At 64.6% G+C, this 22,246-nt stretch carries 21 protein-coding genes; 18 read left to right on the forward strand and 3 right to left on the reverse strand.

Features of this window, described 5'->3' with window-relative positions:
• Nucleotides 1-34 precede the first annotated feature (34 nt).
• The 3 genes from asnB to flgL are packed head-to-tail and all read right to left on the reverse strand — an operon-like array spanning nucleotide 35 to nucleotide 3,221.
• Nucleotides 35-1,768 (reverse strand): asparagine synthase (glutamine-hydrolyzing), encoded by a 1,734-nt coding sequence (asnB, locus tag IPP90_22730; protein MBL0173452.1) that lies wholly within the window; start codon nucleotides 1,766-1,768, stop codon nucleotides 35-37.
• A gap of 27 nt (nucleotides 1,769-1,795) precedes the next feature.
• Nucleotides 1,796-2,305, reverse strand: a complete 510-nt coding sequence (locus IPP90_22735; protein ID MBL0173453.1) for a flagellar assembly protein FliW — start codon at nucleotides 2,303-2,305, stop codon at nucleotides 1,796-1,798.
• Nucleotides 2,306-2,312: 7 nt separating this feature from the next.
• A complete protein-coding gene (gene flgL / locus IPP90_22740; protein ID MBL0173454.1) occupies nucleotides 2,313-3,221 on the reverse strand; it encodes a flagellar hook-associated protein FlgL in 909 nt (302 codons plus the stop codon).
• A gap of 259 nt (nucleotides 3,222-3,480) precedes the next feature.
• Between flgL and IPP90_22745 the strand changes: the two genes are divergently transcribed.
• The 18 genes from IPP90_22745 (at nucleotide 3,481) to fliP (ending at nucleotide 21,280) form a co-directional block, all read left to right on the forward strand.
• The gene (locus IPP90_22745; protein MBL0173455.1) at nucleotides 3,481-4,923 is read left to right on the forward strand and encodes a sigma-54-dependent Fis family transcriptional regulator; all 1,443 of its coding nucleotides are present in this window, start codon (nucleotides 3,481-3,483) and stop codon (nucleotides 4,921-4,923) included.
• 283 nt (nucleotides 4,924-5,206) lie between these two features.
• Entirely contained in the window at nucleotides 5,207-5,506 is a 300-nt protein-coding gene (locus IPP90_22750; protein MBL0173456.1) for a hypothetical protein, read from the forward strand.
• On the forward strand, nucleotides 5,506-6,135 hold the full coding sequence (flgC, locus tag IPP90_22755; GenBank protein ID MBL0173457.1) for a flagellar basal body rod protein FlgC: 630 nt from the start codon (nucleotides 5,506-5,508) through the stop codon (nucleotides 6,133-6,135). Before IPP90_22750 ends, flgC begins: the two co-directional genes overlap by 1 nt.
• 114 nt (nucleotides 6,136-6,249) lie before the next feature.
• Complete coding sequence (locus IPP90_22760; GenBank protein MBL0173458.1) at nucleotides 6,250-6,618, forward strand: hypothetical protein; 369 nt, start codon at nucleotides 6,250-6,252, stop codon at nucleotides 6,616-6,618.
• A 16-nt stretch (nucleotides 6,619-6,634) separates the two neighbouring features.
• Nucleotides 6,635-6,949, forward strand: a complete 315-nt coding sequence (gene fliE / locus IPP90_22765) for a flagellar hook-basal body complex protein FliE (GenBank protein ID MBL0173459.1) — start codon at nucleotides 6,635-6,637, stop codon at nucleotides 6,947-6,949.
• A gap of 16 nt (nucleotides 6,950-6,965) precedes the next feature.
• Nucleotides 6,966-8,552, forward strand: a complete 1,587-nt coding sequence (gene fliF / locus IPP90_22770) for a flagellar M-ring protein FliF (protein MBL0173460.1) — start codon at nucleotides 6,966-6,968, stop codon at nucleotides 8,550-8,552.
• 20 nt (nucleotides 8,553-8,572) lie between these two features.
• Entirely contained in the window at nucleotides 8,573-9,616 is a 1,044-nt protein-coding gene (fliG, locus tag IPP90_22775; protein MBL0173461.1) for a flagellar motor switch protein FliG, read from the forward strand.
• On the forward strand, nucleotides 9,603-10,259 hold the full coding sequence (locus tag IPP90_22780; GenBank protein MBL0173462.1) for a hypothetical protein: 657 nt from the start codon (nucleotides 9,603-9,605) through the stop codon (nucleotides 10,257-10,259). Before fliG ends, IPP90_22780 begins: the two co-directional genes overlap by 14 nt.
• Nucleotides 10,260-10,318: 59 nt before the next feature.
• Entirely contained in the window at nucleotides 10,319-11,635 is a 1,317-nt protein-coding gene (locus IPP90_22785; protein MBL0173463.1) for a FliI/YscN family ATPase, read from the forward strand.
• Nucleotides 11,635-12,159: a flagellar export protein FliJ gene (gene fliJ, locus IPP90_22790; protein ID MBL0173464.1), complete on the forward strand. Its 525-nt coding sequence runs from the start codon at nucleotides 11,635-11,637 to the stop codon at nucleotides 12,157-12,159. Before IPP90_22785 ends, fliJ begins: the two co-directional genes overlap by 1 nt.
• A complete protein-coding gene (locus IPP90_22795; GenBank protein ID MBL0173465.1) occupies nucleotides 12,156-12,854 on the forward strand; it encodes a hypothetical protein in 699 nt (232 codons plus the stop codon). Before fliJ ends, IPP90_22795 begins: the two co-directional genes overlap by 4 nt.
• On the forward strand, nucleotides 12,851-14,854 hold the full coding sequence (locus IPP90_22800) for a M15 family metallopeptidase (protein MBL0173466.1): 2,004 nt from the start codon (nucleotides 12,851-12,853) through the stop codon (nucleotides 14,852-14,854). The genes IPP90_22795 and IPP90_22800 overlap by 4 nt, the downstream gene beginning before the upstream one ends.
• A gap of 20 nt (nucleotides 14,855-14,874) precedes the next feature.
• Entirely contained in the window at nucleotides 14,875-15,648 is a 774-nt protein-coding gene (locus IPP90_22805) for a hypothetical protein (GenBank protein MBL0173467.1), read from the forward strand.
• Nucleotides 15,649-15,676: 28 nt separating this feature from the next.
• Nucleotides 15,677-17,188: a flagellar hook protein FlgE gene (locus tag IPP90_22810; protein MBL0173468.1), complete on the forward strand. Its 1,512-nt coding sequence runs from the start codon at nucleotides 15,677-15,679 to the stop codon at nucleotides 17,186-17,188.
• Between the two features lie 282 nt (nucleotides 17,189-17,470).
• A complete protein-coding gene (locus tag IPP90_22815) occupies nucleotides 17,471-18,037 on the forward strand; it encodes a flagellar basal body-associated FliL family protein (protein ID MBL0173469.1) in 567 nt (188 codons plus the stop codon).
• A gap of 16 nt (nucleotides 18,038-18,053) precedes the next feature.
• Nucleotides 18,054-19,052 carry a flagellar motor switch protein FliM gene (locus IPP90_22820; GenBank protein ID MBL0173470.1) on the forward strand — a complete coding sequence of 333 codons (999 nt, stop codon included), beginning with the start codon at nucleotides 18,054-18,056 and terminating at the stop codon, nucleotides 19,050-19,052.
• Entirely contained in the window at nucleotides 19,049-19,426 is a 378-nt protein-coding gene (gene fliN, locus IPP90_22825) for a flagellar motor switch protein FliN (GenBank protein ID MBL0173471.1), read from the forward strand. The genes IPP90_22820 and fliN overlap by 4 nt, the downstream gene beginning before the upstream one ends.
• A 66-nt stretch (nucleotides 19,427-19,492) precedes the next feature.
• Nucleotides 19,493-21,280, forward strand: a complete 1,788-nt coding sequence (gene fliP, locus IPP90_22830; GenBank protein ID MBL0173472.1) for a flagellar type III secretion system pore protein FliP — start codon at nucleotides 19,493-19,495, stop codon at nucleotides 21,278-21,280.
• Nucleotides 21,281-22,246: the final 966 nt, after the last annotated feature.

The raw sequence follows: 22,246 nt of genomic DNA on the forward strand, positions 1-22,246 counted from the left end.
GGCGTGGCCGTGTCGAAGATGTGCCGCGGCGCCGTCAGGCGACGGCTGCCAGCGTCGGAGATGTCGCACCCACCATGGCGCGATCGCCAAGGAACAGGTCGCACCACACCGTGTAGGCGAAGAGCCGCCAGGCCAACGAGATGGTCACCGAGTCTGCCGAGGTCCACGCGCGCCGCGTGGTGCGGTCGCGGACTATGACGGACAGCGCGTCAGGCTGTGCCACGGCAGGCGCCGAACGCCAGGCATCGGTGTAGGTGGCGGCTCGCAGCGCCGGCCCCAACGCCCCATTCGCCCACCCAATCAGCGGTGATTCAAAACCCAGCTTGGACGTGCGTGTGCGGATCACGTCCGGCATGATCCCCCGCATGGCGTCGCGCAGGATGCGTTTGGTCCACGTGCCATCGTGCTTCGCGCTACCGGGCAGCGCAAACGCGTACGTCACCAACTCCCAGTCCAGAAATGGCGAGCGAACTTCCACTCCGTTGGCCATCGAGCATCCGTCGAAGTTCCGCAAAATCGATGGCAGGTGCGTGCGATGGAAGTCGCTGTAGAGCGCGTCCGTCAATGCGGCGCCTGACAGGTCGCGATACCAGGGGTACCCCGCCAGCAACTCGTCGCCGCCATGGCCGTCCAGCGTGACCACCACGCCGTGCTCGCGCATGGTGCGGTAGATGTTGTACACGGGAACGGCGGGCGCGCCGCTCAAGTCATCCATGGCCCACACGCTGTGGGCAATATCACCCACGGCCGATTGTGGCTCGAACGGCCAGTAGGTGGGCGTGGCCCCCGTATGGGTCACCACGGCGTCGGCAAACTCGCGCTCATCCACCTCGTGACCCGGGAACGTCGCGATGAACGTCCGCTGCCAATCGCTGGCGCAGCGAGTGAGATCGCCGTGACTGTCCCCGCGACCGATATGGGCCACACTCGATGCCACGGCGCTTGAGTCCAACCCACCGCTCAATGACGTGCCAATGCGCACATCGCTGCGCATGCGCAGCCGCACGGCATTCAAGAACCGTTCGCGAAAACCCTCCACCTGTTCGTCGTACGCCACCGGCGCGACGGGCAGATGCTCGCGCGTTTCCCACCAGCGCTTGAAGCCCTTGGCGCCCTGCGGGGTTACAGTCAGTGAATGTCCCGGTGGCACGCGATGGACGCCGCGCATCGCGGTCGTGAGCATCGTGCCGTCGTACGCCACGGGGTTGGTGAAGAACGCCTCTGCCGACTCGGCGCTTAGCCGCGGTGTGAAGTCGGGGAGCGCGAGGAATGCCTTGATTTCCGACGCGAACGCGACGCGGGTTCCGGCCACGGCCACATACAGGGGCTTGACGCCAAATCGATCGCGCGACAGGAACAGCGTTTGGGTCGATGGACTCCAGATCGCGAACGCCCACATGCCGTTGAAGCGCAGCTGGCACGCGTCGCCCCACCGATGAAACGCGGCGGCGACCACCTCGGTGTCCGTTTCCGTGTGGAACCGATAGCCATCGGCGCGCAACTGATCGCGCAGTTCGAGGAAGTTGTACACTTCCCCGTTGAACGTGATGTACACCGTCGTCCCATCCGGACAGGCCACGGCCATCGGGCACGCGCCGGCCGGGGACGGGTCGAGAATCGACAGACGACGATGACCGAGCGACACGGGTCCGTCGGTGTAGACGCCGCGTCCGTCCGGTCCGCGATGCGCCAGCGCGTCGGTGAAGCGATCAATCAGATCGCCCCGCCCGCCGTGCACGAAGTCAAGAATTCCGGTAATGCCGCACATGGCGAGATCGGCAGCGTTGAACGCGAACTACTGAACGCGCACGCCGTCTGGCTGCGATGGGAACACGTCAAGGGTCACCGCACGGCGCAACTCGTGCGCGTCGTCGCGGCTCACCACCTGCATGCCCACGCGACGGGCCAGGTTGAACACCAGGGGCGCCTTGAAATTCGCGGTCGCGCCTTCGGTTGAATCATTGGGCAGGGTCAGCATCACCAGACCGAACGCGTCGGCTGGCTGCTCGATACCCAACGCGGCCCGCTCGGTCTCGCCCAGATCGACGCCATAGGTGGCATCGAGCACGAACGGATCGGCAAGCAGGAACGTTACGGCATCGTTGGTCATGGCCTGCATCCACCAGAGCCCCTCCCGGGCGGCAGGCACCAGCGCGTACTCGGCGTAGTCGGGAAAGCCCCACAGCGGCGTCGGAAACGACATCACGACATCGGCGGAGACTTCCAGATCACCAAGTACCAGAGAGGAAACGGAACGGACAGCGGATTCGAACGCCTGCGGGTCTGCGTGTGCCACGGAGATCATGGGAGGATCAAAGGTAATTTGCGAGGCTCAGGCCAAGTATGCGCGACGTCGCGCTCATCGCTGCCTGGTACAACGTTTGCTTGCCAACCAACTCCGCAATCGCCTTGTCGACTTCCGTGTCTCGCAGATCGGCGCGGAATGCTTTCAGATTGAACTCCATTCCGTTCAGATTCGTGCGGGCGTTTTCCAGCTCGTTGATGCGGGCGCCCTGGGCGCCCAGCACGTTTTGCACCTGACTGCTGGCCGCGGTGATCCGATCGGTCGCCGCCTGAATGCCGGGAACATCATTGTTGCCCAGCGCCGTGGAGAGCGCGCGCAGCGCTTCCAGGGCATCGGTGCTGAGAAAGACTTCGGTGCCATTGTGCGACGGCGTCATGAATACACCGTCGTTGATTTCCAGACTCGTCGCACCGCTGGGATTGACCGGCGTCACACCAACCGTCAGCGCGGAGAATCCGTCCGCCGGTGTAGGCGGTAGCCGAAACGGCTGCTCTCCGGATCGCGTGCCACCGAACAGATAGTCGTCACCAAGACGCGTGTTGCCGAGTCCGACGGCATAGTTGATGAGCTGATCGACTTCGGTTTTCACCAGCAGTCGCGTTTGCGCGTTGGCGGTGCCGGATGCCTGCGCCACACCAAGCTCGATGGCGCGACCGAGTCCGTCAGTGAGTTGGTTGAGTACCAATTCTTCCGCCGACGCGCGCGACAGCCCGAGATCGACGTTGCGCTGAAACTGCGTGAGCGCGCGCATGGAACTGGAAATGCGCACCACTTGTCCCGCCGACGTCGGATCGTCGGACATCTTCCGCAAGCGGATGCCCGAAGAGATGTCTTCGTTGAGTCGATCGATCGATTGCAGGTTGGTCTGCAATCGATTCTGACTGTTCCGTGTGATGAGCTGATTCGTGACGCGCATCGGTCGGGTCGAGGCCGGTTGGTGTCACCGCCCGGTTGGGTAGCAACACACCACTGGCATTCTTCAATTGAGTATCGGAGCCACCCCGCCAGCCTTTAGCCCGTATCTGGTCGATTTTTTCCGGTGCCATTGGAATCGAACCAGGCGGCCGAATTTGCCGGGTGGGGTGTTTGGCCCCATACTATAGGACGCGCGCTGGTGAGCGGGGTCACCGTCCGGCCCTGGCCACAGAAGTGATACGACCCCCGAACGCAGTGACATGGCCACCATCCTGTACGTCGACGACGAACCCAGCGTCGGCCTGATTCTTGAGGACACCCTGATTCAGGGTGGTCATTCGCCAGTAGGCGCCCGTGGCGTGCCCGAGGCGTTGCAGATTCTGGAACGCGGCGGCATCGACCTGATCATCTCCGATTACCGGATGCCGGGTTTGACCGGGCTGGAGTTCCTCCAACTGCTCACCCGCGAGGGGTACGATGTCCCGCTGATCATGCTGACCGGGTATGCCAGCATCGAGCATGCGGTGGCCTCGATCAAAGCCGGCGCGATTGACTACATCACCAAGCCGGTCCGCCCGCAGCAGTTGGAGCTGGCGGTCGATCAGGCCCTGGAGTTCGTGCGACTGCGTCGGGAGAACGAGTCACTTCGCAAGGAGGTGATGCAGTTCCGCAATGAGAAGCAGATCATTGGTGACTCGCCGGCCATTCGGCGCATTCTCCAGACCGTATCCATGGCCGCGCCCACACGCGCCACGGTCCTGCTGCAGGGCGAGTCGGGCACCGGTAAGGAGCTGTTCGCGCGGGCCATTCACGACCAGAGCGATCGACGCGACCGTCCCTTCATCAAACTCAATTGCGCGGCGCTCCCGGAAGGACTGGTGGAATCGGCGCTGTTTGGTCACGAAAAGGGCGCGTTTACCGGGGCCATCAAGCGGGTGGAAGGCGCCTTCGAGCGAGCCAACCGCGGCACGCTGTTGCTGGACGAAATCTCCGAGATGCGGCTTGATCTGCAGGCCAAGCTGTTGCGCGTGCTGCAGGAGCAGGAATTCGAGCGCGTGGGTGGCACGTCGTCCATCAAGGTGGACGTGCGCATTGTGGCCACCACCAATCGCGACCTGGCGTCCGAGGCCGATAACGGGCACTTCCGTCAGGATCTCTACTATAGACTGTCCACCATTCCGGTGGTGATTCCGCCGCTGCGTGATCGGGTGGAAGACATTCCGGTGCTGGCGCTGCGATTCGCCATGCGCAACGCCGCGGAAATGGGCAAGAAAATCGAGGGGATTGCCCCCGACGCGCTGGACGCCCTGCAGAAGTACCCGTGGCCAGGCAACATCCGCGAGTTGCAGCATGTCATTGAACGCGCCGTGATTCTCACGCCCGATCCGATGATCCAGCAGCATTGCCTGGAAGGGACGCGGTTTGGCCTGGCGCATTCGCTGGGATCGCCAAACATGCGGCCCCGTTCGATTGCCACCCCGGGCAGCATGCCGGCGCTGTCAAACGGTGGCGCCAACGGCTCCATCAACCTGTCGTCGCTGAACGTGGCGGAGGCGGAGCGGGTGCTCATTCAGCACGCGCTGACGGCGTCAGGGAACAACCGCACCAAGGCGGCCGACCTGTTGGGCATCAGCGTTCGGACGCTGCGAAATAAGCTGAATGGGCCGGGGCGGGAGACGGAGGGGGACGGCGAGGATGAATAGGAAGGGCGTATGGGCTTGGCCCCAGATCGGCAAGGACCGCCGTGTTGAGCTAGGAAGTATTTGCCCTGTATAGCTCTGTTATCGCCTGGCCAGGATGGACAATTTGACCGAATTGTCTAGCGGAAAATATTGCCTATCAGTATTGTAAGCTATTGCTAGTTAAAGGTTTATAAGACGGCAGGAAGGATTTGCCGACTATTTGCACGGTGGGTGTGTGAAGCTGGCCCGACCATTGCTTTTCAGGGAGGCGAGAACGTTCGCCCTCTTTCCCTGGAAACCGCCGATGCTCTTCGGATTCATCGATCGCGTCACCTCTGCCTCGCCGCTCAAGACGGCGCTCGACCGTAGTGTCGAGCGGTCGCGGAGCATTGCGGATCGGGTCAGCAAGGCCTCGCTGCAGAACAGCGACGGCTTCGCGCTTGAAGCCACGGGCAAGAATTCGGCGCCGAACGCCAACCCTGTAAATGTCGAAGACGAGATGGTCGCGCTGGCGGACGAACAGATCCGCTTCCTCGCGACCTCCCGCCTGCTCGAAAAGACCTACGCCAGCCTGCGCGGCGCCATCAAGGGTAGCTCCGTCTGATGCCCATCGATCCGATGCGGCGTCCGGGGCTCCTGCCCATTCCGTCGCAATCCTCCGTGCGCCCGATGTTCAAGACGCTGGGGATTGCCGGCAGCGGATTGGCCGCGCAGCGCCAGCGCATGGAAACCATCGCGCAGAACATCGCCAACGCCGACGTCACGCGTGGTGCCGACGGCCAGCCGTTCAAGCGTCGCGACGTGGTCATGGAAGCGGCCACCCCGCAGAACGCGGTGTACGGCGAACAAGGCAATGGGTTTGGTGGTGCGGCCGGCGCTGCCGGTGTGTTCGGCTCGAATCCGTATGCCGTTCCGGCGCCAAGCACCGACGGTGCCAAGTCTATTGAAGTGCCGGTGCTGCAGTATCGCACCGAAAGCGCGGGACCTGGCCCCGGACCAATCGGTGGCGAGTACGGCGTGCGCATCGCCGGCATCGCCGAAGACCAGGGTGAAGGTCGCCTGGTATACGAGCCGGGTCACCCCGATGCCGACGCCAACGGCTACGTGCGCTATCCCGACATCGATACCACACAGGAAACGGTGCGGCTGCTGGACGCGAAGCGCCTGTTCGAAGCCAACGCGGCCGTGTTCCAGGTGGCCAAGTCGATCCTCCGCGCTTCACTCGATATCTGAATTCACTGAGCAACTCGCAGCGGGTCCGGGAATCGGTGTGACGTCAACCTCCTCCTCTTCCTCTCCGATTCCACATCGATTCCCGGCTCGCTGCGCCTCCTCTCTACACACGTCATGAGCATCAACGGCATCACCAACCCGCTTCTCTCGAGCCTCGGCTCGATCGGCCGACCGGACACCACTCGGCCAGCAACCGATCGCGCCGGTTCGGCGGCGAACGCCGCGACCAACGCGGCGGCGAGTGCGCGGACCGCGCTCAAGCCGCAGGCGCCCATTGCCGGACAGGCGGCGTTGCAGAACGCCGTTCCGGCCGAAGCACCGGCCGGTACCGATCCGACGCTGTGGAGTGTGCTCACCGCCGACGAACGGAACTTCTTTGCCAAGACGGCCGCACTGGGCCCGCTCACCTACGGTCGCATCAAGGCCGTTTCGAATGCTGCACCGCCGGCGGCGCGCGGCGTGCGCCTCGACGTCCGCGCCTGAACTCGGAGCCATCACCATGCAGACGCGTATCGATCAACTCACTCGCTCGCTTCCCGATCTCATTGGTCGCGACACCGGCGCCAAGCCGGTGCCGGTCATTGCCGACGGCGAAGGCTCGTTTGGCAACACGCTCACGCGCGCCATCAATGAAGTGTCCGATGCGCGCGACAAAAGCGGCGATCTCACGCAGCGCTTTGCCGCCGGAGAGAACGTCGAGCTCCACCAGGTGATGGCCGCCAGTGAAGAAGCCGGTCTCGCGCTCGATCTCCTGATCGAAATGCGCAACAAGGTGGTCGAGGCCTATCGGTCCGTGATTTCCATGCAGTCCTGAACCCGCAATATCCGTCATGGCTTCGTTCGCAGATTCTCTCTTTGGTCGCATGAGCGGTGGTCGCCAGGTGGCGATCATCGCCGTTGGCGTGATTGTCACCGGCGCCGTGTTCGGCGTCTCGCGCTGGGCCACGCAACCCACGATGGTGCCGCTCTACGCGGACATGCCGGTTGGTCAGGTGAAGAAAGTCACCGACAAGCTGACTGAACTGGGCATCGCGCACGAGCTCGATGTCACCGGCACCACGGTGCTGGTGGCCAGTACCGATATGGTGAAGGCGCGCGTGGACATGGCGGCCGAGGCGATGCCCGGTGAGGGCCGTCCGGGACTCGAGCTGTTCGACAAACCGTCGTGGGGCATGACGGACTTCACGCAGAAGATCAACTATCGTCGCGCGCTGGAAGGAGAACTGGAGCGCACGATCGGCAAGATGAAGAACATCGAGGCCGTGCAGGTGCATCTGGCACTCGAAGACGACAAGCTGTTCAAGGAGAGCGAGCGCCCGTCGAAAGCCTCGGTGACGCTCACCATGGCCGGCGGCGAGGCGCCGCGCGCCGAAACCGTTCAGGGCATTGCCAGCCTCGTGGCCAGCAGTGTTGGTGGTCTCGATCCGGAGCACGTGACGATTGTCGACTCGCGCGGACAGGCGCTGACGTTGCAGGACGAAGGCTCGATGGCCGGGCTGACCAGCCGTCAGTTGGCCGTGCAGCGCGAAGTGGAATCGCACATGGAGCAGAAGGCCGACCGCTTGCTGTCGAGCCTCGTGGGCTCCGGCAATGCGCGCGTACAAGTATCGGCGTCCATCAACTTCGATAAAGTGGAGCGCACGACGCAGGCCGTCGATCCCGACAAGCAGGCACTGGCCACCGAACAGAAGTCGGAAGTGACGCCCAGTTCGCCGCAGCAGGGCGCGGGGTACACGCAAACCGCCACGTCGTACGAAAACACCCGCAGCACCGAGAATTTCAGCGGGGCCATTGGCAATTTGAAGAAGCTGACCGTGGCCGTGCTCATTGCCGACAAGGTCACGCGGGCACCCGGCGCGGATACCAGCGCCAAGGCGGCGGCCATTCCGCCCACGATCACCGCCCGCACACCGGACGAACTCACACGTATTGAAACACTCATGCGCAGCGCGCTGGGTGTCGACTCGGCGCGCGGTGACGTCATCTCGGTGGTCAGTGCGCCATTCGACATTCCCGCACCCCTGGTCGTGCGACAGGACTCGGTGGTGGCGCCGGACATGATGGCGCGACTGCAGACTAATCCCAAACCCGTGGTGGCGGTGGCCGCATTGGTCGTGCTGCTCGTCATGGCCGTCCTGATGCTCGGCGCGCTCAAACCCAAGAAGGGCGTGCCTCAGCAGGCCGCCGATCCGCGCAGCTTGCCATCGCGCGCCGGCTATCCGGAACTGCCCGCGTCATCGCAGATGCAGTCGGCTTTGCAGGCGTCGCGCGAGATGGAACAGATGCAGGCCGAGGAACGTCGTCAGGTCATTCTGCCGCCGACGACGACCAACGCCGAACGCGAGCAAGCGATGGCCACGGTGGATCAACGTCCTGACGCGGCCATGCGCGTCACACGTGGCTGGCTTCGCACCTGACCGACTGACCGCCCGAATCAATGTCCACCGCACTCGCCAGAAGCAGCGCCGACCGATACGCCCCTGACCGCCTCACCGGCCGTCAGAAAGTGGCGATCGTGTGCATGGCGCTCGGCACCGAACACGCCGCGAAACTCACCACCGGGCTCAATCCGGACGAGGTCGAGATCGTGGCGATGGAAGTCGCGCAACTTGATCATGTGCCGCCCAGCACCGTGGATGCCGTCCTCGCGGAATGGCTCGAGCTCACGCTTGGGATCGACTCGCTGAGCACCGGCGGCATGGAGTTCGCCAAGGAAGTGCTGGAAGCCGCGTTTGGTGAAGCGCGCGCCGGCCAGATTCTGACCCGTATTCAGACACAGCTGGCCGACAGCGATCGCTTTGGCCGGTTGCGTCATGCCGATCCGCAGCAACTCGGCAACACGTTGCGCGGTGAACATCCGCAAACCATCGCGCTGGTCCTGGCGCACCTGGACCCGGGGCATGTGGCCGCCATCCTGAAGGAAGTCGATCCCGCCTTGAGCGGTGACGTGATGTTCCGGATTGCCAAGATGGACAAGGTCTCGCCCGAGATGGTGACACTGGTGGAACGCGCCATCGGCACCGAAGCCGACATGACGTTCTCGCAGACCATGAGCCAGGTGGGTGGTCCGGCGGCGGTCGCGGCCGTGCTCAACCTACTCAGCGCGTCGCTCGAAAAGGAAGTGCTCGATCAACTGTCGGAGCGCGATCAACAGCTCAGCGACCAGATCAAGAATCTCATGTTCGTGTTCGAGGACCTGCTGGCGCTCGACGACAAGTCGCTGCAGCGGCTGCTGCGCGAAGTGGACGTCAAGCAGTTGGCGCTCGCCCTCAAGGCCACCAGCGCCGAACTCAAGAGCAAGATCATGGGCACCATGTCGCAACGCGCGGTGGCCGGCCTCAAGGAAGAGATCGAGTTCCTCGGCCCGGTCAAGATGCGCGATGTCGAGGCCGCGCAGTCGGACATCGTCTCCAAGGTGCGCGCGCTCGAAGAGACCGGCGAGATCGTGATGAGCAGCGGAACCGACGATGTCATCGTCTGACGGCCCGAAGATGATCATGCATGCCACGCCCTGGGCGCTCGATGAACTGCCGATGCCCGACATCTTTCCGATGTCGGAGGCGCCATCACGTCATGCGGAGATGTCGTCCGACATCGATGTGCACGCCCATCTTGCGGCGGAACGGACACGTCTGGAAGCGGACGCGTATGCGCGCGGCGTCCAGGACGCCGAGCGTACCGCGCGATCCGCCAGCGACGCGCGGATGGCATCGGCGCTCAGCGCCCTTGGCGAATCGATAGCCTCCGTGCAACTGCATGTCACACGCTGGACCGCCAATACGGAAGAGAACGTGGCCGCGATCGCGATTGCCGTGGCCCGGCATATCGTGGAGCGTGAAGTGACCGTCGATCACACCATTGTGCGTGATCTCGTGCAGCGCGCGCTGTCGCAGTTCCCGCTCGACCAGACGATTACCGTGCGCCTGCATCCGGACGACGCCGCCACCTGCAGCAGCGCCGCTGTCGCCGATGGCAGTGGCCGCGTCAAGGATGTGCGCTGGGTCTCCGATGCGAACATCATCCGGGGTGGCTGTCTGGTGGAAGGCCGCGAACGCATCATCGACGGGCGCGTCGACACGTCCCTGGAGCGCGCCTATCGCAGCATCGGTCAGGTGCAGGCATGACGCTGTCCATTCATGCCGATCCCGCGTTCGGGACTGCCTTCACACCGGCCGTCGAGTCCATGCTCGAGCGCCTCGATCCGAACGATCGTTTTGCGACGTATGGCCGGGTGACGCGCGTTGTTGGACTCGTGCTCGAAGCCACCGGCCTCGAGGTCGGTCTGGGCTCGCTCTGTCGCATTACCAGTCATTCGCGTGATCGCTCGGTGTTGGCTGAAGTCGTCGGCTTTCACGAGCGCGGTGTGCTGCTCATGCCGCTGGGGGAACTGGATGGGCTGCATCCGGGCAGCTCCGTCCAACCTCTGGGCCGTACCTTTGGTGTCGATGTGGGGCCGGGACTGTTGGGTCGCGTGCTGAATGGCCTGGGCCATCCCATCGATGGGAAGGGCAAGGTGGATGTCATCGAGCGTGTGCCGTTGGCCGCCGAGCCACCCAACCCGCTTGAACGTCAAACAATCGACCGACCGCTCGAAACGGGTGTGCGCGCCATTGATGGACTGCTCACCGTGGGACGCGGCCAGCGCATCGGCATCTTCTCCGGTTCGGGCGTGGGCAAGAGCACGATGCTTGGCATGATTGCGCGGCATGCGCAGGCCGATGTCAATGTCATTGCCCTGCTCGGCGAACGCGGTCGTGAAGTGCGCGACTTCATCGAGAACTCGCTCGGTCCGGAAGGGCTCGCCCGTTCGGTAGTCATTGTCGCCACTGGCGATCAGGCCGCGCTGGTGCGCGCCCGTGGCGCGTTGGTGGCCACCGCGATTGCCGAATACTTCCGTGACCAGGGCAAGCAGGTATTGCTGATGGTCGACTCGGTCACGCGGGTGGCAATGGCGTGGCGCGAAATCGGCCTGGCCACCGGCGAACCGCCCACTACGAAAGGGTATCCGCCGTCGGTGTTCGCGGCCCTGCCGCGTTTGCTGGAACGCGCGGGCAACGCCGCCAAGGGCGGCATCACCGGCATCTACACCGTGCTGGTGGACGGTGACGATTTCAACGAACCCGTGGCCGATGCCGCGCGATCGATTCTCGACGGCCACATCGTACTCACGCGACGCCTTGCGGCCCAGAATCATTTCCCGGCCATCGATGTGCTCGAATCGAAGAGCCGGGTGCGCGATCATATCGTGAACGACGTGCAGCGCCGCGCAGGCAGTGCGTTGCTGCGACTGGAGGCAGCCTACCGGGAGAAGGAAGACCTCATCATGGTGGGCGCGTATCAGAAGGGCAGCGATGCCTATGTGGATGCGGCCATTCAGTATCGTGAGCGCGCACTGCAGTTCCTGCAGCAGCGCCCCGACGAAATCTCGCATTACGGTGACACCTACGCGGCGCTGGCGAAGATCGCGGAAGCGATCGAGTTGGCGGTGGTGCGCCGCTGATGTTCAACTTCCGTCTGCAGCGCATTCTCGAGCTGCGCGAGAAGGCCGAACAGGCCAAGGCGCGCGAACTCGCCTCGGCGCAGGACCTGGCCGAATCGGCACGCCGTGAGCGCGACGCGCTTGCCGCGTTGCATGCGACCTCGCGCGCCGAAGTGGATGCGGCCCATCGCACGGAGCCGCGCATTGGTCATCTGCAGCAGCTGGGATTGGTGCTGCAGTCACTGGACCAACGGCTGGAATCGGCCGGCGAGACGGTGCGGGCCGCTGATGAGGTAGTGGACAGCGCACAGAAGTTGCTCGATGCCGCCTCGCGGGATCGGCGCGTGCTCGATCGCCTGAAGGTCCGACACACCGATCAATGGCGCGTAGAAGAGGCGCACAAGGATCGCCTGGGCATGGACGAGATCGCCCTGTCGCGATTCTCGCGCAATGCGGAAGCGCGCACCAAAGATGATTCAGCAACACGATCCCGCTCCGACGACGAGCAGCGGGAATCCACCCGGAACGACGGCTCCACCCTATGAAGAAACTCCTCATCCCCGTACTGATCGCGGTTCTCGCCGGTGTCGGCGGCGGCTCCGGATTTGCGTATATGCGCGCGTCGAAGGCCTATGTGGCCGATTCCACGCAGCTCGCCGACAGCCTGAAGGCGCATCCGCCAGCCGCGCCTGATTCACTGGCGCCGGATTCCAGCGCGCACGAGTCCACGACATCGGTACATGTGCCCACCACCGAAGTGCTGCCGATGACGCCCGCCGACAGCATTCGCGCGGTGGAGGAATCGCGCGCGTCGTTGCACGGCGCCACCAAGGGGCTCCCTGATGCGGCACCGCCGACGCCTGCCGCGACCGCTACACCCAAGCCTGATCCCAAGCACGCGGAACCGGCAGCGGCCGATCCAAAGCATCCGGCACCCGCTGCGCATGTGGACGCGCCCAAGCCCGGCAGCACCACGGCCTCGGTGGCCAACATCGTTCGCGATGCGCGCAATGAAGCCATGAACACGGCGCTTCCCGAGCAGCGCCTGTCCAAGATCTTTGCCGCGATGTCGGCCAAGGACGCGGCCAAGGTCATGGAGCAGATGCCGGACGCCGATGTGCGCGCGATCCTCGCCATGATGAGCGATCGCACGGCCGCCGCAGTGCTTTCGCAGTTTCCCGCCGCGCGCGCGGCGGCCATCACGAAGGGCGCCGTGCGCGTCCCGGAGTCCAAGCCATGAACGTCAACACCGTGTTCACGTCGCGCCCCGCGCCACGTCCCGAGCCACCGGCACGCCCGGACGCCGCATCACGCCCGGACGCGGGTGATGATGAACGCGACGGGCGCGAACCGCGCGTTCCGGCGCGCGCGGAATTCTCCGCGTTGCTGGCCATGATTGCCGGCGCTGGATCCAAGGTGCGCGCCGATCTGTTGAAGCAGGTGCCCGCCGACGGCGCGTCACTGCTCGACAAACTGCTCGACGGGTCCGCGCTTGACGCGGACGCCACCGGCGATGGCGGTCTGACGGCGGAGCTGGGAGGTTCGTCATCGCTTACCTCGCTGCTGTCGTCGTCGCAGAACGCCGCCGACGCGCTGCGCTACGGCATCCTGAAAGACGCCGGCACTGCCGACGCGGCCGACCTCGACGTGCTCAAGGCGGCGCTGAATGGCACCAGTGGCCGGTCCGCAGCTCGCGCGGGTGACGAGCACGCGCACCTGAATGAAGTGATCGGCCGGATTGTGGCTCGTCGCGGCGCATCGGTTGACCAACTGAAGGCGCGTGGCGACAACGAAGCCGCTGAGGTGCGGGCCGCGCTCGACGCGCTCCTCGCGCAGGCGGGCACACCGGCTGGCCTGCACCTGGCGGCGGGCGCCGACAACGCCGCACTGGCCGCGGCGGCGACCGCATTGGCAAGTGCAAAGAGTGCTTCGGCTGCCGATGTCACCACGCCGGTGCGCGAGATCGACGCGCTGGCGCCGGAACTTCGCCAGAAACTGGCGCGCGTGATTGAGCGCATGAAGAACGAATACGGACATGATGTCGATGTGGTGGAGACGGCGCGTTCGCAGGAACGCCAGGACTTCCTGTACGAGCAGGGTCGCACACGACCGGGTGCCGTTGTCACCTGGACACGGGACTCGGCGCACACCCGTGGAGACGCGGTGGATGTCATGGTGGACGGCAAGTGGAACAACGCTGACGGGTTTGCACGATTGCAGCGAATCGCCCGCGAGGAGGGACTGCGCACGCTGGGCGTTCGCGATCCCGGACACCTTGAGATCGCCTCGCGTATGAACGAGGGTAGCGCCGTCGGCAGCGTCACTCGTCGCGAGACGACCGCTACGCCATTGGTCGCCACCGCCGCGATGCACTCGGGCGTCGCCCGCGTGGCCGGAATGGCGGGCGTCGCGGGTATCGCGCGCGTCGCTGGCGCCGGCAGTGCCGGCGGCCTCGATCGGTCGATGTCCGCCAATAGCGAGCTGTCGGCCGCTGCCGCCACCATTGCGGGTGCGACTGGCCCAGCGAGTGATCGCGGTCAGGGCAACGCCTTCGGTCGCGGTGAGCGCGACACCGACGGTCGGCCGCTCAACGATGGTCGCAAACTCGGCGACACCCGTCGCGAATCCCTCGGCGCCGCGGAACCGAGCGCGTTTGGTGCGCTCCAAACCAACACCGTGGTCACCGCCTCGGCGCCTGCCGATGCAAGCGCACCTGCGGTCGCCACGGACTCCGCGTCCCGCGTGGCCGATCTGCAGCAGCTGCGCGACAATGCGCCCGCCGGCTCGGTCTCGCGCATGACGCTCAACATCGACACGGCCGACGGTGGCCAGGATCGCATCACGGTGGACCTGCGTGGCACGAGCGTTGGCACACAGATCAGCACGGACGTCGAGAGCGCCGAACGGCTGCGTATGCGCACGGCGGAGTTGCAGGACGCGCTCGGTCGTCACGGCCTGGACAGCGACAGCGTGCGGATCTCCAGTGCTGCGCGCAGCGAATCGAACGCGGCGGCGCGAGTTGTTGGCAGCGAACAGGAGGGTTTGCGGCTCACATCCGCACAACACGGCGCCGCCAGTGATGGCGCGGCCAATCAGGGGCAGCGCGAGCGCGCCGCCACTGCGCGTGAATGGGATCGACCCGAAACGTCGAAGCAGTCGCGCGACGAGCAGCGGGAATCAGCACGTCAGGGCGCCGGCCAACGTGGCCAGCGCGGTACGCCCAACGGGAGCGCCTCATGATCACGGCAGTTCGCACCACCATGTTCGCGGACACCACGTCCACGACACCAACGACCACCGGCACAACCGCTGGCAGCCCGCCGGTCGGTCCGCTGGCCCCGTCACAACCGCGCACGTTGCCCACGAACAAGGCGGGCATGGGGCGTGATGAGTTCCTGAAGCTGCTGGTGTCGCAGCTCAAGAATCAGGATCCGCTCAATCCGATGGACGGCAAGGATATGGCGGCACAGTTGGCGCAGTTCTCGACGGTTGAACAGCTCATCGCCTTGAACACATCAATGGACGAGTCCAAGGCGTCGGCGGCGGCCACGGCCGATGCCATCAAGGCGCTCGAGACAACGCAGAACGATCGCGCTGATGAGTTGGCCCAGCTCATCGAGGGACAAATGGCGATGTCAACGGTTGGCAAGATTGGCGTGACGACTGGCAACACGCTGTTTGTCGATCGCGATGGCGCAGGCACCATGGTGATCGACAGCGGCACGTTGAAAGGCGCCGGCTATGTCACCGTGACGGACGATCAGGGACACATCGTGGCGCGTGGTACGGTGGCCAAGGTCGGCGTAGGGCAGCAGGCATTCGATTTGCGTGACGTCGCATTCGATCCGCCGCTGACCGGAGGGAAGTACACGTTCAAGTTCGAGGTCGCAACGGATGGCGGTCAACCTCGGCAAGTCAAGACGTACTCGTCCGGAAGGATCACCGGCATGAAGTACGACCAGGGGAACCCCATACTCATCATCGGTGACTCGCTTTCGGTCCCGATGTCGCAGCTGACGCAGCTGCGCGGCTGACCGCGAACCTCCACGAGGACCAACCCACATGCTTCGCTCGCTTTACGCTGGTGTCTCCGGCCTGCGCAACAACCAAACGCGCATGGACGTGATCGGCAATAACATTGCCAACGTCAACACGGTGGCCTTCAAGGCCGGCCGTGTGACCTTCAAGGAAGGCTTCGCACAGTTGCTGCAGGGCGCCTCGCGCCCACCTGGTGATCAGGGCGGTATCAATCCGATTCAGATCGGACTCGGTATGCAGATCGGTTCCATCGATCAGATCTTCAATCAGGGCAACCTGGAAACGACCGGCTTGAACACCGACGTCGCCATTCAGGGCGATTCGTTCTTCGTTGTGCGCAAGGGCAACCAGAGCTTCTACACGCGCGCTGGCAACTTTCAGGTAGATGCGCTGGGACAGATGGTGACGCCGGCCAACGGCTTCATCGTGCAGGGCCGCATGTATGACAACGGCGTGTTGCAGGACGGTATTCGTGATATCCGCTTGCCATTCGGCCAGAAGGTGTCGGCGAAGCCCACCACAGAGACCACCCTGGCGGGTAACCTGAACGCGTCGTCGCCGGCGTTTCAGGGCAACTTCAACGACCCGCTCGACCGCGCCCTTCCCATCAATGAGAAGGCGTGGACGGAAACGCAGATTGCCGTATTCGATTCACAGGGCACCAAACATGACGTGAAGATCCAGTTGTGGAAGACGGGTCAGAACACGTGGGATTGGCAGATTGATCCCCTGGCGTCGGCCACCACGCAGGGTTTCCAGACCGATGCGTTGTCTCCGCCATCGGACATCACGCTCCCAACCCCGCCGGCTGGCTATGAAATCCTCCCGGCCAACGTGCGCGTGACGAGTGCGTCGGGCACCGAGTACTTGTCGCCGGCCGACTTCACCTTCGCGCCGCCGGCTGTGCAGTTCACGTCCAACATGCCGTCGAGTTCGGAGATCAAGATCTCGTACTTCATGAGCCCCACCACACCGGTGCCGGGCGTGAACGGTGGCACGTTCACATTTGATCAGACCGGCATCATGTCCACCAATACCACGGCATCGCTGGACTTTGCCGTGCCGGGTGCCAGTCCGATGATCATCGATCTCAAGCTGGCAGGTGGCGTAAACGGCTTGACGCAGTTCGCGTCCACCGGCTCGACCGCCGTGCTGCGCGATCAGAACGGGTATACCGCCGGTTCGCTGGAAGACTTCACGATCGACCGCTTCGGTCTGATCACCGGATTCTTCACGAATGGCACCACGTCGTCACTGGCCAAGATCGTGCTCGCCGATTTCAGCAATCCGTCGGGCATGCTTCGGACTGGCGACAACATGTATCAGGAGTCGGCCAACTCCGGTGGCGCGGTGCTGGGCTTCGCGCTGGAAGGCTCGCAATCGGCGCTCACCAGCGGCGCGCTGGAAATGTCCAACGTCGATCTGGCGCAGGAGTTCACGAACATGATCGTGGCTCAACGCTCGTTCCAGGCCAACGGCAAGGTGATCACCACGGCCGACGAAATGCTTCAGGAGTTGATGTCGGTCAAGCGGTAAAACGCTGAGTGAAGGGTGAAGACGGAGGGTGGGGTCCACTTGGCCTCACCCCCCGTCTTTGTCGTTCCTAGGGGGCAGATTTTGCCGAGTATGGCCCGTATTGCCGTGCGGCAATCTTCGCCATGTCTGTGGTTTTCCTAAGTATGGAATTCTGTCTGTGACGTAAGTCGTTCTTTTTCAAGGACTTACTTAGTACCAAGTACTCGGTACTCGGTACTCACTTCATGGCCCCCCCTTTGCTTTTACGAGACCCGCTGGCCCAACCCTCGTCCGCAATCTGCCATGTCTGCTCCAGAACAAGCCCCGGTTCCTGAAAACCAAGACGGCCAGGCCGCCCCAACGGGGTTCAAGGCCAAGCTGCCGATGATCGCTATGGTGGCGGTCGGTATCGCCATCGGCGGCGGAACCGGTGCCGTGGTCATCGGTCCAATGGTCGCCAAGAAGATGGGCAAGGTCGCGCCACCCCACGCCGACAGCGCTGCGGCGCATGGCGAGGCGGCAGCGGGCGGCGAACACGCCCCGGCCGAAGGCGAGAACGGCGGCGGAGCCGAAGCCGTGCACTTGCTCGAGAACCTCGTGCTCAATCCGGCTGGCAGCAATGGCAGCCGCTTTCTGTTGTTGTCTGTGGCCATCGAAACGGGAACGCCGGCGATCGCGACCGACATGACCACGCGCGATGCCGAGCTTCGCGACATCATCCTCACCTCGCTTGGCACCAAGACGGTGGATCAACTCACCGACATCAGCACCCGCGAAGGCATCAAGGTGGAGCTGCAGACGGCCATCACGGGACGCTTCGGCAAGGCCTCCGTGAAGCGCCTCTACTTCCCGCAGTTCGTCGTGCAGTAAGCAGGAGCACAGCGAGATGGCCTCCGAGACTCTCAGTCAGACCGATATCGATCGCCTGTTGGGTGGGAGTGCGCGCCTCACGCCGCACACCGCCGCCGCGATGGATATCCAGAGCTACGACTGGCGCCGCCCGCATCGCATCTCCAAGGAACGCCTGCGCATGCTCGAATCCATGTACGAGCGCCTGGTGAAAGGGCTCGAGACGTGGCTGGTCACACGACTGCGCGGACAGGTGGAAGTGCGGCTGCAGAGCGTCGAGCAGTTCTCGTTTGGCGAGTTCTCGCTGTCGCTGCCAATGCCCTGTTCCTCGTTCATTTTCGACATCGCCGGCACGGGCCAGAAAGGCGTCATCGACATTGGTCCTGAGCTGTCCACGTATGTGGTCGACAAGCTGTTCGGTGGCGAGGGCAGCGGCAATGCGTTGTCGCGCGCCCTGACGCCCATCGAACGACTGGCCGTGCGCTCCATTGCCGACAAAGTCGCCACCATGGTGCAGGACATGTGGAAAGACCATGCGCCGATGTCGCTCAGCATCACCGGATTCGAATCCGCGCCGGAAGCCCTCCAGGTGATTGGTCGCGATGATCCCGTGCTGGTGGCGAATGTGGAATTCTCCGCCGGCAATGTGAGCAGCCTGATGATGATCTGTCTGCCGTTCGCGGTGCTGGATGCGTTCGTCAATGCGCACAGTCAACAGCGCGTGGCGCCGCCATCGGCCAGCGTGGCCGAGCGTGACAACAGCCGCCAGCGGAGTGAAGCCGCTGTGCGCGCCAGCAAGGTGCCGCTCACCGCGCGCCTGCCGGACTTCCAGTTGTCCATGCGCGACATCGCCATGCTGGAAATTGGCAGTGTGATTCCCACCGGCATTCCGAAGGACGCGCGGGTCATCGTGCGCGCCGGTGCGCAGGAACGCTTCATCGGTCACCCCGGCCGCGTGTCGGGCAACCTTGCCATTCGCATTCTCGACGCGGTGCCGTCCGCGTCTTCGTCACCCGATTCCCGGACCTCCGAATGAATCCCGCCGAGATCGACGCCCTGGTGGCCAGTGGCGACCAGTCCACCGATGCCGCCATCGCGCGCACGCCGCAGTTCACCGAATTCGAACAGACTTCCACGGGTCACAGCGAAGTGCCCATCGGCATGCTGCTCGACCTCACGCTGCCCATCTCCATCGAGTTGGGTCGCACGACCATGACGGTGCAGGAATTGCTCCGTTTGGGTCGCGGCTCGGTGGTGCAGCTCGATCGACTGGCCGGCGATCCCATCGACATCTATGTGGGTGATCGTCGTTTCGCCGAGGGCGAAGTGGTGGTGCTGGGTGAACACTTTGGCGTGCGTATCACGCGCATTTTGTCCGCTGGCGGCGTTGTCAACCAGCAGGTGGCGTAGTGACTACAGGCGATTGTGTGCTGGTGTCGGATTACGTGCCGCCGACCACCTGAGTAGACACCCCTCATGCTGATCGCTGCCCTTGGCGTTGTTGCCGCGCTGGCTTTTGTGCTTGGCCTTGGTGCCCTGTGTTTGTGGGCACTCAAGCGCTGGGGCAAGATGTCGCTCACGTCGCGCACGCGGGTGGCCGTCGAAGTGGTGCAGCGCGTGCCGCTGGGTCCCAAAACCGGACTCGCGGTGATTCGTGTTGGCGAGAAGGTGATGGCCGTTTCCGTTGGTGAAGGCGGCATTCGCACGCTGTTCGAGCTGGACGAAGTGGATCGTCAGCGGGTGATTGCCAGCAGTCAGATTCCGATGCCCATGGAATCGAGCAGTGAGGCGTCGGCGTCGTTTGCGAAGTTCCTGCCCAGCGCGTTTGGCAAGACTCTGCAGCATACCATGGAGTCAACCGCGGAGCCTGGCCCAGTTGCCGCGCCGCCGCTGGTCTCCGCCGTTGCGGTGTTCAGTCCAACGGAGCCGTGCGAAATCCCGTCGTTCCTGACGTCGCCGCCGGTGACACAGCGCGGACAACCACTGTCGTACGGCCCGCCGGTGCCGCGTCCATCGCTGGCGGCTGAACGTGACTTTCGCGCGATGTTGGGTGGTGCGATGAGTGGTGCGACGCGCCTGGCGGTATTTGCAGGAGCGATGATTTTGGCGTCGGCGGTGGTGATGCCGTTGCGCGCGCAGGCAGCGCCACCGACTTCGCCACCCACCTCACCGCCAACGAATCCGCCAGCCACATCGAGTGTTCCACCGAGTGTCGCGATCCCCGTGGCGGCTTCGGCGGTGACACCTGCCGTGGCGGCCGATGCGCCGCAACCGCTTCCGTTGCCCGCATTCCCTGCGGGTGCCGGAGCGCAACAGACGGCGCGACAGACGGCAGCGCCAGGTGCGCCGGTCGCGCCGGTCGCGCCGCAATTTTCCCTGCCGTCTTCGGTGCGTACCGCCACGGCGGGCACCACCGCGCCCGTCAAGCCGCGTTCCGGCAACGGGGCGTCAGTCACACCGGGTGGTGCGGCCGCGCGTCGTCAGATGTCGCAGATGCAAATCGATTCGACCCTGGCGGCCGCGAAGAGCCCGCGTGCCGGAGCCGCACAGCCCGCACCCGTTGGCGCCGATGAGGCCATCATGCGCATGATGCCGCAAATGGACGTGCAACTGGGTGACGCGAAGGATGGCGGACTGCGCCTGAACGGCACGGTGGGTATCGTGGTGATGATGGGGCTGCTCACGCTGCTGCCCACGTTGCTGCTGATGATGACCGGCTTCACGCGCATTCTGATTGTGCTGCACTTCCTCAAGCAGGCCATGGGCACGCAGAGTGCGCCGCCGGCGCAGTTGCTGGCCGCGATGGCATTGTTGCTGACCGGCTTCGTGATGGCGCCCACGCTGAGTGAAGTGAACAGCAAGGCCATCACGCCCTGGCTGGACGGCAAGATCACGCAGGTGGAAATGATGAAGACCGGCGTTGCCCCGATGCGCGAGTTCATGCTGAAGCAAACGCGCGAGTCCGACCTCAAGACGTTTGTGGATATGAGCCGCCTGCCGCGTCCGAATACGGCCGAGGACGTGCCGTTGCATGTGCTGATGTCGGCATTCGTGGCCAGCGAACTGCGCACCGCCTTTCAGATTGGATTCGCGATTTACCTGCCGTTCATCATCATCGATGCCGTGGTGGCATCGGTGCTCATGAGCATGGGCATGTTCATGTTGCCTCCTGCCATGATTTCATTGCCATTCAAATTGCTGCTGTTCGTATTGGTGGACGGGTGGACGCTCACCATTTCCAGCTTGGTACAGAGTTTTAAGTAAGGCGTGCATCTGCAGTCTCGTTGCACCGCGTAAACGGCCACACTGGCCCGGCGCACCGCGACGAGTTGAACGGCCGCTCACGGGGGAAGTGGGCGGCCGTTCGTGGTGCCCTGGGGGGATCACATATTCGGCGAGTGCACTCGTGCCGTCCGCCTGAGCGCGCAGCACAAAAACCCCATTTGGTGGAACCCGGACCACCGGAAACCGGCCGGGGGGGGGGGGGGGGGGGGGGGGGGTCCCGGGGGGGGGGGTATGGGGGTTTTGGGGGGGGGGGGGGGAGGGGAAGGGGGGGGGGGGCCGGAAGTTTTTTTGTCGGGGGGAAGGGGCGGGGGGGGGGGGGCGCCGGGGGGTTGGGGGGGGGGGGGGGGGGGGGGGGGGGGGGTGGGGGGGGCCCCGGGGGGGGGGGGGTTTGTGGGGGGGGGGGGGGGGGGGGGGGGGGGGGGGGGGGGGTGGGGGGGGGGGGGGGGGGGGGGGGGGGGGGGAGGGGGGGGAAGGAAAAAGAAAGGGGGGGGGGGGGGATTTTTGGGGGGGGGGGGGGGGGGGGGGGGGGGGGGGGGGGGGGGGGGGGGGGGGGGGGGGGGGGGGGGGGGGGGTTTGGGGGCGGGGGGGGGGGGCAGGGGGGGGGGGGGGGGAGGGGGAGGGGGGGGGGGGGTGGGGGGGGGGGGGGGGGGGGGGGGGGGGTTGGGGGGGGGGGTTGGGGGGGGGGGGGGGGGGGGGGGAAAGGGGGGGGGGGGCGGGTGGGGGGGGGGGGGGGGGGGGGGGGGGGGGGGGGGGTCTGGGGGGTTATTGGGGGCATTGGGTCCGCAAGCGCATTTCGATGCCCGCCGGGAAACCAGCGGTACGCGTTGGGCGAGCAGAACCAGTGACCCTGCCCAACCCATTGGCGTGGCGCGAAGGGAGGCGACTCCGCCGAATACAATTGATTTGGATAGCAAAGACTTCCGGCAATTCCATCCGATGTGATGG

This window comes from Gemmatimonadaceae bacterium, from assembly GCA_016720905.1.
GTDB lineage: Bacteria > Gemmatimonadota > Gemmatimonadetes > Gemmatimonadales > Gemmatimonadaceae > Gemmatimonas.

What these genes read in the sequence shown, in the direction of transcription:
- asnB (MBL0173452.1), bottom strand. Translation starts at nt 1,768, where the DNA reads ATGTGCGGCATTACCGGAATTCTTGACTTCGTGCACGGCGGGCGGGGC.
- IPP90_22735 (MBL0173453.1), bottom strand. Translation starts at nt 2,305, where the DNA reads ATGATCTCCGTGGCACACGCAGACCCGCAGGCGTTCGAATCCGCTGTC.
- flgL (MBL0173454.1), bottom strand. Translation starts at nt 3,221, where the DNA reads ATGCGCGTCACGAATCAGCTCATCACACGGAACAGTCAGAATCGATTG.
- IPP90_22745 (MBL0173455.1), top strand. Translation starts at nt 3,481, where the DNA reads ATGGCCACCATCCTGTACGTCGACGACGAACCCAGCGTCGGCCTGATT.
- IPP90_22750 (MBL0173456.1), top strand. Translation starts at nt 5,207, where the DNA reads ATGCTCTTCGGATTCATCGATCGCGTCACCTCTGCCTCGCCGCTCAAG.
- flgC (MBL0173457.1), top strand. Translation starts at nt 5,506, where the DNA reads ATGCCCATCGATCCGATGCGGCGTCCGGGGCTCCTGCCCATTCCGTCG.
- IPP90_22760 (MBL0173458.1), top strand. Translation starts at nt 6,250, where the DNA reads ATGAGCATCAACGGCATCACCAACCCGCTTCTCTCGAGCCTCGGCTCG.
- fliE (MBL0173459.1), top strand. Translation starts at nt 6,635, where the DNA reads ATGCAGACGCGTATCGATCAACTCACTCGCTCGCTTCCCGATCTCATT.
- fliF (MBL0173460.1), top strand. Translation starts at nt 6,966, where the DNA reads ATGGCTTCGTTCGCAGATTCTCTCTTTGGTCGCATGAGCGGTGGTCGC.
- fliG (MBL0173461.1), top strand. Translation starts at nt 8,573, where the DNA reads ATGTCCACCGCACTCGCCAGAAGCAGCGCCGACCGATACGCCCCTGAC.
- IPP90_22780 (MBL0173462.1), top strand. Translation starts at nt 9,603, where the DNA reads ATGTCATCGTCTGACGGCCCGAAGATGATCATGCATGCCACGCCCTGG.
- IPP90_22785 (MBL0173463.1), top strand. Translation starts at nt 10,319, where the DNA reads ATGCTCGAGCGCCTCGATCCGAACGATCGTTTTGCGACGTATGGCCGG.
- fliJ (MBL0173464.1), top strand. Translation starts at nt 11,635, where the DNA reads ATGTTCAACTTCCGTCTGCAGCGCATTCTCGAGCTGCGCGAGAAGGCC.
- IPP90_22795 (MBL0173465.1), top strand. Translation starts at nt 12,156, where the DNA reads ATGAAGAAACTCCTCATCCCCGTACTGATCGCGGTTCTCGCCGGTGTC.
- IPP90_22800 (MBL0173466.1), top strand. Translation starts at nt 12,851, where the DNA reads ATGAACGTCAACACCGTGTTCACGTCGCGCCCCGCGCCACGTCCCGAG.
- IPP90_22805 (MBL0173467.1), top strand. Translation starts at nt 14,875, where the DNA reads ATGTTCGCGGACACCACGTCCACGACACCAACGACCACCGGCACAACC.
- IPP90_22810 (MBL0173468.1), top strand. Translation starts at nt 15,677, where the DNA reads ATGCTTCGCTCGCTTTACGCTGGTGTCTCCGGCCTGCGCAACAACCAA.
- IPP90_22815 (MBL0173469.1), top strand. Translation starts at nt 17,471, where the DNA reads ATGTCTGCTCCAGAACAAGCCCCGGTTCCTGAAAACCAAGACGGCCAG.
- IPP90_22820 (MBL0173470.1), top strand. Translation starts at nt 18,054, where the DNA reads ATGGCCTCCGAGACTCTCAGTCAGACCGATATCGATCGCCTGTTGGGT.
- fliN (MBL0173471.1), top strand. Translation starts at nt 19,049, where the DNA reads ATGAATCCCGCCGAGATCGACGCCCTGGTGGCCAGTGGCGACCAGTCC.
- fliP (MBL0173472.1), top strand. Translation starts at nt 19,493, where the DNA reads ATGCTGATCGCTGCCCTTGGCGTTGTTGCCGCGCTGGCTTTTGTGCTT.